This window comes from Streptomyces sp. NPDC093089 (assembly GCF_044754405.1).
In the GTDB taxonomy this organism is placed as follows: domain Bacteria; phylum Actinomycetota; class Actinomycetes; order Streptomycetales; family Streptomycetaceae; genus Streptomyces.
In genome coordinates, this window is record NZ_JBIVPA010000009.1 from 1 (window position 1) to 12,071 (window position 12,071).

The window sequence follows — 12,071 nt, forward strand, 5'->3', positions numbered from 1 at the left end:
CCGGACAGCAGGGGACAGCAGCCCGGTCACCCAGAAAGGGCGGTCGGTCCCGGGGACGCCCGGGGCCGGCCGCATCCGGCCGATCTCCCGTTCCTCCCCCGGCCCCCCGGCCCCCCCCCCCCCCCCCCCCCCCCGCGCCGCCCCCCCCCCCCCCCCCCCCCCCCCCCCCCCCGCGGGCCCCGCCCCCCCCCCCCCCCCCCCCCCCCGCCCCCCCGGCCCCCCCCCCCCCGCGGGGCCCCCCCCCCCCCCCCCCGTCTCCGGGGCGGTCCCGGAGACGGCGGCGCGAACCGACCGGGGCCGCTCCGGCGTCCCTCCCGCCATGAAGACGCTCACGCACGGGATGCGGCAGCTCCTGCGCTTCGCGGTCCTCGAAGCGCGCTGCTGCGCCTTCGCCGTCGCGCTCGTCGGCGGCATCGCCGCCTCCACGCTGCTGCCCGACCTGCCCGTCGCCCGCTACGACCTGCTCCTGCTGTACGGGATCGGGCTCACCGTCGTGGCGTGGAAGCTCCGCTGGGACACCGGCCGGGACCTCGTGGTGATCGCCGGCTGCCACGTCGTCGGCCTGCTCTTCGAACTGTTCAAGGTGCGGATGGGCTCGTGGAGCTACCCCGAGGACGCGCTGACCAAGTTCGGCGGCGTCCCCCTCTACGGCGGGTTCCTCTACGCGGCCCTGGGCAGCTACGTCTGCCGGGCCTGGCGCCTGTTCGACCTGCGCCTCACCGGCTACCGGCCGCGGCTGACGGCACTCCTCGCCTGCGCCGTGTACGTGAACTTCCTCAGCCACCACTGGCTGCCCGACGTCCGCTGGATCCTCGCCGCCCTGCTGCTCGCGGTGACCGCGGGCACCTGGGTGCGGTTCCGGGTGGGTCCGCGCGACCACCGGATGCCACTGGCCCTCTCGTTCGTCCTGATCGGCTTCTTCCTGTGGGTCGCCGAGAACGCGGCGACCTATGTCGGCGCGTGGAGCTATCCCGACCAACTGGACGGCTGGCAGCCGGTGTCCCTCGCCAAGTTCGGCGCCTGGGCGCTCCTCGTCACGGTCACCTTCGTCCTGACGGCGCACCGGGCGGGAAATCTCTTCGCGTCGGCCCCGGCGCGCGAATAGCAATTCCGCGCCGCCCGGGTGTTCGTGCACTCGGGCGGACGACGTGCTACAGTCGAGTGCAGTTGCAGTTGTGGTTCCCAAAGAACTTATGAGTGCCTTCGACGATGGAGACATCGTCAGGCACTTTATGTGTTTTCGGTGCAGTTTTCCGACGGGGCAATCATCACGGCGACGCCGGGTTCCGCACGGTGCGGATCCCCGGGTTACGCCCCGAAGGAGATTTGACATGGCCTCTGGCACCGTGAAGTGGTTCAACAGCGAAAAGGGCTTCGGCTTCATCGAGCAGGAGGGTGGCGGCCCGGACGTCTTCGCCCACTACTCCAACATCGCCACCTCCGGCTTCCGTGAGCTCCAGGAAGGCCAGAAGGTGACCTTCGACGTCACGCAGGGCCAGAAGGGCCCGCAGGCGGAGAACATCCTCCCCGCCTGACGTTGACACGTCCGACGCAGCCGGGGCCCTCACCTTCGAGGTGAGGGCCTCGGCTCGTTGTTTTTTCCTGACTCTTTCACGGACCGGACGCCGCTTTCCCTCCCGTCGGCGTGGCCGGATCCGTACGCAATTGGCGTTCGGTACGTTCTGGTAATTCATGGGCCGCGGCCCGTCGCGAATTCCCTCGAAGCGCACCGTTTCGAGGAAGGCCCCCCATGAACACCACCACCCCCCGTACGGACAGGACGCGCCGCGGCTCCACGCCGAAGGACGAATTCGCGTCACCGTCCACCGCCACCCCGGCGCTCCCCGCCGTCGACGCCTTCACCGACCTCGACCTGCCGGCCGCGGTCCTCGACGTGCTGGCCGGCGAGGGCGTCACGACGCCGTTCCCGATCCAGGCCGCGACCCTGCCCGACGCCCTCGCGGGCCGCGACGTCCTCGGCCGCGGCCGGACCGGCTCCGGCAAGACCCTGGCCTTCGGCCTGCCGCTGCTGGCGCGCACCGCGGGGCGCCGGGCCGAGGCCCGCAAGCCGCTCGCCCTGGTCCTGGTGCCCACCCGCGAGCTGGCCCAGCAGGTCACGGACGCCCTCGACCCGTACGCCCGCGCCCTGAAGCTGCGCATGGCCACCGTGGTGGGCGGCATGTCGATCGGCCGGCAGGCCACCGCGCTGCGCGACGGCGCCGAGGTCGTCGTGGCGACGCCCGGCCGGCTGATGGACCTGGTGGAGCGCAAGGACTGCCGTCTGGAGCGGGTGACCGTCACGGTCCTCGACGAGGCCGACCAGATGGCCGACCTGGGGTTCATGCCGCAGGTCACCGAGGTCCTCGACCGGGTGAACGCCGACGGCCAGCGGATGCTGTTCTCGGCCACCCTCGACCGCAACGTCGACCTCGTCGTCGAGCGCTACCTCCGGGACCCGGTCGTCCACTCCGTCGACCCGTCGGCCGCCACCGTCTCCACCATGGAGCACCACGTGCTGCAGGTGCACGGTGCCGACAAGTTCGCCACCGCCACGGAGATCGCGGCCCGCGACGGGCGCGTGATCATGTTCCTGCACACCAAGGCCTCCGTCGACCGCTTCACCCGCCACCTGCTCGGCAGCGGCGTCCGGGCGGCGGCGCTGCACGGCGACAAGTCGCAGCCGCTGCGGACCCGCACGCTGGCGCGCTTCAAGAGCGGCGAGGTCCCGGTCCTGGTCGCCACGAACGTGGCGGCGCGCGGCATCCACGTCGACGAGCTCGACCTGGTCGTCAACGTCGACCCGCCCGCGGACCACAAGGACTACCTCCACCGCGGCGGTCGGACCGCGCGCGCCGGCGAGTCCGGTCTCGTCGTCACCCTGGTCACGCCCGAGCAGCGCAAGGACGTGGCCCGCCTCATGGCGGACGCGGGCATCCGCCCGCAGGTCACCCAGGTCCGCTCGGGCGAGGCCGAGTTGAGCCGGATCACCGGGGCCCGGAAGCCGTCCGGCGTGCCCGTCGACGGCGCCGCGCCGACGCAGGAGGGCGCCAAGCGCGGGGGCTCGGCCTTCCGCGGCATGGGCACCGTCCCGGGCCGGCCCGGCCGCGCCAAGAACGAGTCGCGCCGCGCCGCCGAGGCCCGCAAGACCGCCGAGGCCCGCCAGGCCGCGCGGATCCGCCGCGGCGGCTGACCTACTCCCGGCGGGACGCCGCCGGCCCCGAACACCCTTGCGCGGATGGGTGGTTGCCGGACGCGGCCCGTCGATCTTCGACACGATTCCGCCACAACGCAGAGCCTTGCCAGCCATCGGAGGGCACCTTATCGTCGCGGGCAGAAAGCGCTTTCTCCCCTCAGCTGAACACTGACGAAAAGGAAGGCGAGGATGAGACGACCAGTCGTACCGCGACTCCACGCGGCGCTGGTGGCGATGGCCCTGGCGGCCGTGACCGGGGTGGTGCTGGCGATGCCCGAGGCGTCGGCGGCGACCGGCGGCGTCACCGGGTACGCGACCCAGAACGGCGGCACCACGGGCGGCGCGGGAGGCCAGACCGTGCGGGCCACCACGGGGACCGCGATCCACGCGGCCCTGTGCGCCCGGGCCACCAGCAGCACGCCGATCACCATCGAGGTGGAAGGAACGATCAACCACGCGAACACCGCCAAGGTGTCGGGCGACAGCTGCAACACCGCCGCCGGCGTGATCGAACTCAAGCAGATCAGCAACGTCACCCTCGTCGGGGTCGGCAGCGGCGCCGTCTTCGACCAGCTGGGCATCCACCTGCGCGACGCGAGCAACATCGTCATCCGGAACGTGACCGTGCGGAACGTCAAGAAGTCGGGCTCGCCCGTCTCCAACGGCGGGGACGCCATCGGCATGGAGAGCACCGTCCGCAACGTCTGGGTCGACCACACCACCCTGGAGGCCTCGGGCGGCGAGTCCGAGGGCTTCGACGGCCTCTTCGACATGAAGGACAACACCCAGTACGTGACCCTGTCCTACAGCATTCTGCGTAACTCCGGCCGCGGTGGCCTCGTCGGCTCCAGTGAGACCGACCTGTCGAACAGCTTCATCACCTACCACCACAACCTGTACGAGAACATCGACTCCCGGGCTCCCCTGCTGCGCGGCGGCACGGCCCACATGTACAACAACCACTACCTGCGCCTGAACGAATCCGGCATCAACTCGCGGGCGGGCGCCCGCGCCAGGGTCGACTCCAACTACTTCGAGGACTCCAAGGACGTCCTCGGCACCTTCTACACCGACGCCGCCGGGTACTGGCAGGTCAGCGGCAACATCTACGACAACGTCACCTGGTCCGGCCGCGGCACCGAGAACAACCCGGCCGGCCCCGACCCGCAGTCCAACACCACCGTCTCCCTCCCCTACGCCTTCACCGCGGACCCGGCGAGCTGCGTACCGGACGTCGTCGGCCGGACCGCGGGCGCCGGCAAGGGCCTGCTCGTGTCGGACGGCACCTGTTCGCCGCAGACCCCGACCCCCACCCCCACCCCCACCCCGACCCCGACACCCACGACTCCCACTCCGACGACCCCGACCCCGACCGCTCCGCCCACCACGACGCCGCCCGGCGGGACCAACCTCAGCATCGGCGCCGGGTCCGACGGCTCCGGCAAGGCCGACGGGACGAGTTACGGGAACGTGCGGGACGGCAGCCTGAGCACCTACTGGTCACCGGTCGGCACCACCGGCTCCGTCTCGATCAAGTGGGGCTCCCCCACCTCCGTTTCCACGATCGTCATCAAGGAGACCGCGGGCGCGGCCGGCCGCATCGGTTCCTGGCGCGTCCTCAACGCCGACACGGGCACCGTCCTGACCTCCGGCAGCGGTGCCGGGGTCATCGCCTTCGGCCGTACCGCGCTGAGCAAGATCACCTTCGAGATCACCGGTTCGACCGGCACGCCCCAGGTGGCCGAGTTCGAGACCTACGCCTGACAGTCCCGCGCGCCACGGCCCGCCGGGTCCGGGACTCCCCGGGCCCGGCGGGCCGCCGTGTGCCACCGGACGGATCAGCCGACGAACTCCCGGTCCCCGTAGCGCACTTCGGCCTGATCCCAGTCCGCGCCGAGCTCGTCCGTGAAGGCACGGGCGAGCGGCAGGTCCGCGACCGGGGCGACGAGGATCAGCCGGCCGTCGAGGGTGACCGATCCGCCGCCGAGCCGTTCACGGGCCTCCGGGTCGGCGACGAGCGCCTCGCGCAGGGCGCTCGCGGTGACGCCGGGGACCTCGATCTCCACGGCGTCGGTCTCGGGCGAGGTCCGGGGCAGGCAGCGGAAGGTGAGCACGGCCTCCTGCTCGTAGCGCTTGGCGATGACCCCGGCGATGTGGCGCAGTCCGTCGCGACCCGCCCCGTTCACGTCGAACTCGCGCGAGCGCTCGTACGTGGCCTGCCGCAGCTCGCCGGACCAGAAGACCCCGTCCAGGAGCTCCGAGGAGCCGGGCCGGGCTCCGTGGGCCCGGATGATCGCGCGTACCTCGCGCCCGAAGCGCGTCAGGCGGGTGTCGAGCCGGGGGTCCTCGGGGTCCGTGACGATCGCGGTGTTGTCGGTGGCGAAGATCTCCGCCGCCGGGCAGTCCCGCGCGTCGGCGTGCGCGTACGTGCTCTGCGCGCCCGCGACCGACAGCATCAGGGCGGCCACGGTGGTGCTCAGGAGGCGGAGGCGCCCCCGGGCGGTGACATGGTTCATGGCGTGATCAACGAGGACGGACGGCGACCGTTGCGCCGGCCGTTCCCGTGATCGCTCAGGCGTGGAGGTGGGCGAGTCCGTGGACGAGGAGGCCGAGCCCGAACGCGAACTCCTCCTCCACCGGGACCGAGGTGAGGGTCCGGGCCGCCTGGTGGAGCGCGGGGTACGCGTCCGGGTCGAGCTCGCGGTAGAAGGCGGCGAGCCGGGGGCCGTCGTCGGGGGCGGCGGGGCCGTACTGCTGGGCGGTGAAGCCGATGACGTAGTGCGTGACGGCGGTGAAGGCCCGGGCGGCGAGGTCCGCCGGGAGGCCGTGGGCGAGGAGGGCGGCCAGGACCCGCTCGCGCTGGGCGAGTCCGTGGGGGCCGACGGGTACCTGCGCCATGAGCGGCGGCAGGACGTGGGGGTGGCGGCGCAGGGTGTCGTGGAAGCGCCGGGCGGTGACCGTGAGGGCCTCCCGCCAGTCGGTGCGGTCGGCGAGGTCGTCGAGGACGGTCTCGCCGAGGACGCGGTCGACGACGTACGCGAGGATCTCGTCCTTGCCCTCGAAGTGCCGGTAGAGGGTGGCCGTACCGGAGCCGAGGGCCTCGGCGAGCAGGCGCAGCGAGAACGCCTGGGTGCCGTGCTCGTCGACGAGGCGCAGGGCGACGCCGACGATGTGCGCGGTGTCGAGCGCGGGCCGGCCGCGCCGGCGCTCCGGCGCGGGAGCGGGCGCGGGGCGCGCGGCCCACCACGCGGGGCTGCCGGGCGGCGGGGTGGCGGCCATGGGTGGGGCTCTCTCTCGCGGTGCGGACGCGCCCTAGCGACGGCCCTCGGTGGTGCGCTGGACACCGTACCCGCCGGTGGCGCGCGGCCCGAAGGCGGTGGGGAGCCGCACGTCGCCGGTGCCGTCCACGGGGACGACGGCGCCGAGGTGGCCGTCCGGGCGGACGATGACGACGGTGTCCCCGGTGATGCCGTACGGGGTGAACAGGGCCGCTTCGTCCGGTGTGCGGGCGGTGGTGCGGGCGAGGAGGGCGTGCCTGCGCAGCGGGGCGCCGGCGGTCGGCCACGGGAGGCGGTCCAGGGCGGTGGCGGCGCGGGCGCCGAAGGCGAGGGCGGTGAAGTGCGGGCCGCGGTAGAGGTCGAAGAGGGTGCGCGCGGTGGGCGTGGGGTGGGGCAGGGGGGCGTCGGGGGCGCGGTCGCCGGGGCGGAGGGTCGCGGTGCGAGGTGCGTCGGTGGGGGCGAGCGGGCCGCCGAAGTAGGAGATGCCGAGCTGGTGTTCCTCCTGGCCCCGGGTGAGTCGGCCCGGGCGGGGGCTGCGGAGGCCTTCGTACAGTTCGGTGGAGCGGCCGAGGACCTGGGCGGCGACGGGGCGGCGTTCGCCCTCGTAGCTGTCGAGGAGCGCGTCGGCGGCGCCGGCGAGCACCTGCTGGAGCTTCCACCCGAGGTTGTGGGCGTCCTGGACGCCGGTGTTGAGGCCCTGCGCGCCGGCGGGGGTGTGGACGTGGGCGGCGTCGCCGCACAGCAGGAGGCGGCGCTCGCGGTAGCGCGCGGCGAGGCGGATGTTGGGCCGGAAGACCGAGGACCAGCTGATGTCGCGCAGGGTGAGGGAGCGGCCGACCCGGCGGCGGAAGAGGGCGGCGAGGGAGCCGTCGGTGAGGTCCCGGGCGTCGGCGGCCTCGCCCGGCCGGGTCCTGATCATGATCTGGAAGCGGTCGCCGCCGGGCAGTGGGCAGGCGGCGACGCCGCGTCCCCGGGCGCGGGGCCAGACGTGCCAGTGGTCGCGGCCGAGGCCGTCGACGGCGGCGTCGACGAGGATCATCCGGTCGGCCTCGTCGGTGGTGCCCTCGAACGCGATGCCCGCCGCCTTCCGCACGGCGCTGGCGCCGCCGTCGGCACCGACGACGTACCGGGCGGTGACCGACCGGCCGTCGGCGAGGCGTACCGCGCAGGAGTCGTCGTCCTGGGTGATCCCGACGGCCCGCGCGCCGAACTCGACGTGCACGCCGAGCCGTTCGACGGCCTCGCGGAGCAGGTCGGCGGTGGCGTACTGCGGGAGCAGGAGGACGTCCGGGTACGGGGTGCCCGCGTCTTCCGGGGCGGTGGCGTGCATCTGCCAGGCCTTGGTGAGGGGGCCGACGTGGAGTCCCATCGGGGGGGTACGCGCTCCCCGCCGCGAGGGCGGCGCCGGCCAGGCCGAGGTCGTCGAGGACTTCGAGGGTGCGCGGCTGGAGGCCCTTGGCGCGCGAGCCTTCGAACCGCGCGGCGTCGCGCTCCAGGAGCCGGACCGCGACGCCGCGGCGGGCCAGGTCGAGGGTGAGGGCGAGTCCGACGGGTCCGGCGCCGACGACGATCACGTCGGTGTCCGTGTCGGTGTCGACACCTGTGCTCGTGCCTGTGTCGGCGTCCATGCCTGTGCCCGTGTCGGCGTGCGTGGTGGTCTTCTCGTTCATGCCGCTCCCCTCGTCGGCCCCGGAGCGGGGCCCAGCCCATTAACGGATACAGCGTATCCGTAAAAAAGTCGAGGGCACCCGTGGCGACTTCTCGCCAATCACGGACATCCACCGCACACACGGTGGAAAGTGGGACGGATCGCCCGCGGGCCGGCAGAGCCCGCGTGAAAGGAGCGTGGGCCCGTGCTGACCGACTTCTTCGACCGGATCCTGCGACGCGGCGGCGGCGGTGGTTCCGGGCCCGGCAGGACGGCACCCGCCCCTCCCCCGGGGGAGCTCGTGCTCGACGCGGACTTCTCCTCCACCGACCAGTGGGTCGCCGGCCGTTCGTGGGCCTATCCCGACGGCGGGCCGACCAACCACGGCGACAACAAGCTCGACCACCTGGTGGAGGATCCCGCGTACAGCCGCACGGGCGTCTTCCGGGCGACCCGCCGTCCGGACGGCGACTGGAACGCGGGGCTGCTCACGACGGAGGGCAGTCGGGAGGGCTTCACGGTCCGCGCCGGCGACGTCCTGGAGGCACGGGTGCGGCTGCCGGTGGAGACGGGGGCCTGGCCGGCGATCTGGACCTGGCTCGACGGCGGCCAGGAGATCGACGTCTTCGAGTACCACCCCGACAACCCGGACCTCCTCGAACTCTCGAACCGGGTCAGGGGGCGCTACCACTACTTCCGGGACCCCGCCGTCCGACCGGGGGCGTGGGTCGACTTCAAGGTGGAGCTCGGCGCCCGCTCGGTCGTCTGGTGGATCAACGGCGTGCGGGTCTTCGACGACCGCCGCGGGGTGGGGCGCGCCTGGCGGGCGCACCTGATCGTGAACCTCTCGGTCTGCGCGGGCCGTTACCACCCGGCGCCCGACCCGGAGGTGCGGGAGATGTCGTACGAGGTGACGGAGCTGCGCGTGTACCGACCGCGTTCCCTCCCGGCACGCTCCGGGCGTGCGCTCCGGCGGACGACGTGACGGCCCCGGGGCGGCGGTGCGGTCCCGCCGGCCCGGGTCAGCCGCGGCCCTCACCCGCCGGGCCCGGCAATTCCGTCGGCACGGGCCAGCCGCGGCCCTCTCCCGCCACGACGAGGACGATCTTTCCGGTCGTGCGGTCCGTCTCGCCGAGGGCGTGGGCCTTGGCGGCCTCGGCGAGCGGGAAGGCCGCCTCGACGTGGGCGCGCAGGGCGCCGGACTCCGCGAGGGCGGCGACGGCGTTCATGCCCGCGTGGTCGGCCTCGACGAGGAGGGTCTCGACGCGGACCCCCCGCGCGGCGGCCTTCGCCGGCTCGTCCGGGTCGGTGCCGGGGAGGAGCGAGACGAGGACGCCGCCGGGGCGCAGGACGTCGAGGGAGCGGGCGCGGGTGTCGCCCGACAGGGGGTCGAGGACCATGTCGACGTCCCGGACGACCTCGGCGAAGTCGGTGGTGCGGTAGTCGATGACCTCGTCCGCGCCGAGGGAGCGGACGAAGTCGCGCTTGGCGGCGCTCGCGGTGCCGATGACGTACGCGCCGCGCTCCTTGGCGAGCTGGACGGCGAGGTGGCCGAGCCCGCCGGCGGCGGCGTGGATCAGGACGCGCTGCCCGGGGGCGACCCGGGCGGTGTCGACGACGGCCTGGTAGGCGGTCAGGGCGGCGAGCGGGAGGGCTCCGGCCTGGACGTGGTCGATGCCCGGCCGGCTTGCGGGCGAAGGCGCGGGCGGGGCCGGTCACGCACTCGGCGTGGGAGCCGACGCCGTACGGGTAGGGCAGCATCCCGAAGACCTCGTCGCCGGGCTTGAACACGGTGACGCCGTAGCCGACGGCCTCGACGACGCCGGAGACGTCCCAGCCGAGGACGAGGGGGAGGCGGTCGGCGAGGAAGAGGCCGTCGGAGCGGTGCTTCCAGTCGGTCGGGTTGACGCCGGCCGCGCGGACGGCGACGAGGATCCGGTTCAGGCCCGGCTCGGGCCGCGGCAGCACGGTCTCCTCGAGCACCTCGGGGGCTCCGTGGACGTCCTGGCTGATGGCGCGCATGGTGCGGTGATTCGTCATGGTGACCAGCCTCGCCGCCGGCCCCGCCGCGCACCGTGGCATGAATGCCATCCTCCGAAGGGATTCGGCCATGAGTCGGCGCCATCGTGTCGTCGTCCTCGCCGGCGCGGGCCTGCTCGACGGCCGTCCCGCCACGACGCACTGGGCTCTCGCGGAGGTCTTCCGCTCCTGGTACCCGGAGATCGCCCTCGACCCGGACGTCCTCTTCGTCGACGACGGGCCCGTGCTGACCTCGGCGGGCGCGGCCTCCGGCGTGGACGTGTGCCTCCACCTCGTCCGCAAGGACCACGGCGCCGCCGTCGCCAACCGGGTGGCGCGAATGTGCGTCGTGCCGCCGTGGCGCGACGGCGGACAGGCGCAGTACATCGAACAGCCCGTGCCCGAGGCCACGGCGAACGACACCTCCGGGACCCGGCAGTGGGCCCTGGAGAACCTGCACGGGCCGCTCACCCTCACCGAACTCGCCGCGCACGCGCGGATGAGCCTGCGCACCTTCGCGCGGCGCTTCGACGAGGAGGTCGGCATGAGCCCGGGGCGCCGGCTGATCCAGCAGCGGGTGGCGCGGGCACGGCACCTCCTGGAATCCACCGACCTGCCCGTCGACGACATCGCCGGCCAGGTCGGGTTCGGCACCGGCACGTCGCTGCGCCGGCACCTGCACGCCGCCATCGGCGTCTCCCCGCTCGCCTACCGCCGCACCTTCCGCGGCGGCGTGACGCCGGAACCGGAGGCGTCGGGCGTCTGACCGGGCGACCGGCGGGCCGGAGGCGCGGGCGAACCCCTCGACGACACACCGCAGTTCCTTTCTGAAATATTCAGCAAGATCTTGCCGAAGGGTGTCGGCGGCTGCTTGACTCACCAGCTGTCAGAGGTGGCCGCCGGCGCCGGGGCGCGCTCGCGCGGGGCCGGCCTCCTCCTCCCTCGTACGAGAGGAACAGCCATGAGCAGCGAGTACGACGTCCTCGTCCTCGGAGGATCGGGCGTCGACACGATCGTCCACGTGCCCGAGCTCCCGCTCCCGTACGCCGACAGCTACATGATCCGGCCCGGCATCGAGACGCGCGCCGGGCAGACCGGCGACTTCGTGGCGCTCGGCCTCAGCGCGCTGGGGCTGCGGACGCACCACCTCGACATGATCGGCGACGACCCGCCGGGCGACCTCGTGCGGGCCTTCCACCGCGACCGGGGCATCCCGTTCACCGAGGTGCCGCTGCCCGGCGGCACCAAGCGGGCCGTCAACCTCGTGGGACCCGACGGCCGGCGGCTCTCGCTCTACGACGACAGCCGCTCGCGGGAGTCGGACCGGCTGCCCGAGGAACTCGTCGGATCGCTGGCCGCGACCAGCCGGCACGCGCACGTCTCCATCACCCCTCCGTGCTCCTTCGCCCTGCCGCAGCTGCGCGAGGCGGGACTCACGATCTCCACCGACCTGCACAACTGGGACGGCGAGAACCCCTACCACGAGCCGCTCGCCTACGGCGCCGACATCGTGTTCGTCTCCACCACCGCGCTCGCGGACCGGGAGAAGACCATGCACCGGATCCTGGAGCGGGGCCGGGCCGAGGTCGTCATCGCCACGGCGGGAGCCGAAGGCGCGTACCTGCTCAGCGCGGACGGGCTCGTCCACGTGCCGACCGTGGAGCCCCGCGAGCCGGTCGTCGACTCCAACGGCGCGGGCGACGCCTTCGCCGCCGGATTCCTCTTCGGCCGCCTCACCGGCGAGCCCCTCGCCCGGTGCGCGCTCTACGGCTCCATCGCCGGCGCCTTCGCCTGCACCGTGCCGGCCACCGGCAGCGACGCCATCGACCGCGCCGCACTGCTCCGCGAGGCCGACGCGCTGAACGGCCGCGCGGAAAGCGGGCGTTGACGGCAGAGCCCGCTGCGGCGCGGCGCCGAGCGTACGTACGCCCGG

9 protein-coding genes and 3 pseudogenes are annotated in these 12,071 nt (G+C 73.6%); 7 read left to right on the forward strand and 5 right to left on the reverse strand.

Annotated features, from left to right (window positions below; genetic code table 11):
* Positions 1–319: 319 nt before the first annotated feature.
* The 4 genes from ACIQFX_RS21510 to ACIQFX_RS21525 all read left to right on the forward strand — a co-directional run bounded on the left by ACIQFX_RS21510 (position 320) and on the right by ACIQFX_RS21525 (position 4,957).
* Entirely contained in the window at positions 320–1,105 is a 786-nt protein-coding gene (locus ACIQFX_RS21510; RefSeq protein WP_402465654.1) for a DUF817 domain-containing protein, read from the forward strand.
* Between the two features lie 226 nt (positions 1,106–1,331).
* Positions 1,332–1,535: a cold-shock protein gene (locus ACIQFX_RS21515; RefSeq protein WP_057577999.1), complete on the forward strand. Its 204-nt coding sequence runs from the start codon at positions 1,332–1,334 to the stop codon at positions 1,533–1,535.
* Between the two features lie 215 nt (positions 1,536–1,750).
* A complete protein-coding gene (locus ACIQFX_RS21520; protein ID WP_402465658.1) occupies positions 1,751–3,190 on the forward strand; it encodes a DEAD/DEAH box helicase in 1,440 nt (479 codons plus the stop codon).
* A 192-nt stretch (positions 3,191–3,382) separates the two neighbouring features.
* Positions 3,383–4,957 (forward strand): polysaccharide lyase family 1 protein, encoded by a 1,575-nt coding sequence (locus ACIQFX_RS21525; RefSeq protein ID WP_402465661.1) that lies wholly within the window; start codon positions 3,383–3,385, stop codon positions 4,955–4,957.
* 74 nt (positions 4,958–5,031) lie between these two features.
* Here ACIQFX_RS21525 and ACIQFX_RS21530 read toward each other — a convergent pair whose 3' ends face one another.
* The 4 genes and pseudogenes from ACIQFX_RS21530 to ACIQFX_RS21545 form a co-directional block, all read right to left on the reverse strand.
* Positions 5,032–5,709, reverse strand: a complete 678-nt coding sequence (locus ACIQFX_RS21530; RefSeq protein WP_402465663.1) for a hypothetical protein — start codon at positions 5,707–5,709, stop codon at positions 5,032–5,034.
* 55 nt (positions 5,710–5,764) lie between these two features.
* On the reverse strand, positions 5,765–6,472 hold the full coding sequence (locus ACIQFX_RS21535; protein ID WP_402465666.1) for a TetR/AcrR family transcriptional regulator: 708 nt from the start codon (positions 6,470–6,472) through the stop codon (positions 5,765–5,767).
* A gap of 33 nt (positions 6,473–6,505) precedes the next feature.
* The gene (locus ACIQFX_RS21540; RefSeq protein ID WP_402465668.1) at positions 6,506–7,840 is read right to left on the reverse strand and encodes an FAD-dependent monooxygenase; all 1,335 of its coding nucleotides are present in this window, start codon (positions 7,838–7,840) and stop codon (positions 6,506–6,508) included.
* 70 nt (positions 7,841–7,910) lie between these two features.
* Positions 7,911–8,141: pseudogene (locus tag ACIQFX_RS21545) on the reverse strand (FAD-dependent oxidoreductase); the annotation flags it as partial.
* Between the two features lie 279 nt (positions 8,142–8,420).
* Here ACIQFX_RS21545 and ACIQFX_RS21550 point away from each other — a divergent pair.
* The gene (locus tag ACIQFX_RS21550) at positions 8,421–9,104 is read left to right on the forward strand and encodes a beta-glucanase (RefSeq protein ID WP_402466515.1); all 684 of its coding nucleotides are present in this window, start codon (positions 8,421–8,423) and stop codon (positions 9,102–9,104) included.
* Positions 9,105–9,141: 37 nt separating this feature from the next.
* On the opposite strand, the pseudogene ACIQFX_RS21555 reads toward ACIQFX_RS21550, so the two are convergent.
* Positions 9,142–10,141, reverse strand: a pseudogene (locus ACIQFX_RS21555) (NADP-dependent oxidoreductase).
* Positions 10,142–10,253: 112 nt separating this feature from the next.
* Between ACIQFX_RS21555 and ACIQFX_RS21560 the strand changes: the two are divergent.
* Positions 10,254–10,904, forward strand: a pseudogene (locus tag ACIQFX_RS21560) (GlxA family transcriptional regulator); the annotation flags it as partial.
* Positions 10,905–11,099: 195 nt separating this feature from the next.
* Positions 11,100–12,026, forward strand: a complete 927-nt coding sequence (locus tag ACIQFX_RS21565) for an adenosine kinase (RefSeq protein WP_402465670.1) — start codon at positions 11,100–11,102, stop codon at positions 12,024–12,026.
* The last annotated feature ends 45 nt before the right edge of the window (positions 12,027–12,071 follow it).

Excerpts from the sequence above, each read along its gene's own strand:
- ACIQFX_RS21510 (WP_402465654.1), top strand. The coding sequence starts at position 320 with ATGAAGACGCTCACGCACGGGATGCGGCAGCTCCTGCGCTTCGCGGTC.
- ACIQFX_RS21515 (WP_057577999.1), top strand. The coding sequence starts at position 1,332 with ATGGCCTCTGGCACCGTGAAGTGGTTCAACAGCGAAAAGGGCTTCGGC.
- ACIQFX_RS21520 (WP_402465658.1), top strand. The coding sequence starts at position 1,751 with ATGAACACCACCACCCCCCGTACGGACAGGACGCGCCGCGGCTCCACG.
- ACIQFX_RS21525 (WP_402465661.1), top strand. The coding sequence starts at position 3,383 with ATGAGACGACCAGTCGTACCGCGACTCCACGCGGCGCTGGTGGCGATG.
- ACIQFX_RS21530 (WP_402465663.1), bottom strand. The coding sequence starts at position 5,709 with ATGAACCATGTCACCGCCCGGGGGCGCCTCCGCCTCCTGAGCACCACC.
- ACIQFX_RS21535 (WP_402465666.1), bottom strand. The coding sequence starts at position 6,472 with ATGGCCGCCACCCCGCCGCCCGGCAGCCCCGCGTGGTGGGCCGCGCGC.
- ACIQFX_RS21540 (WP_402465668.1), bottom strand. The coding sequence starts at position 7,840 with ATGGGACTCCACGTCGGCCCCCTCACCAAGGCCTGGCAGATGCACGCC.
- ACIQFX_RS21565 (WP_402465670.1), top strand. The coding sequence starts at position 11,100 with ATGAGCAGCGAGTACGACGTCCTCGTCCTCGGAGGATCGGGCGTCGAC.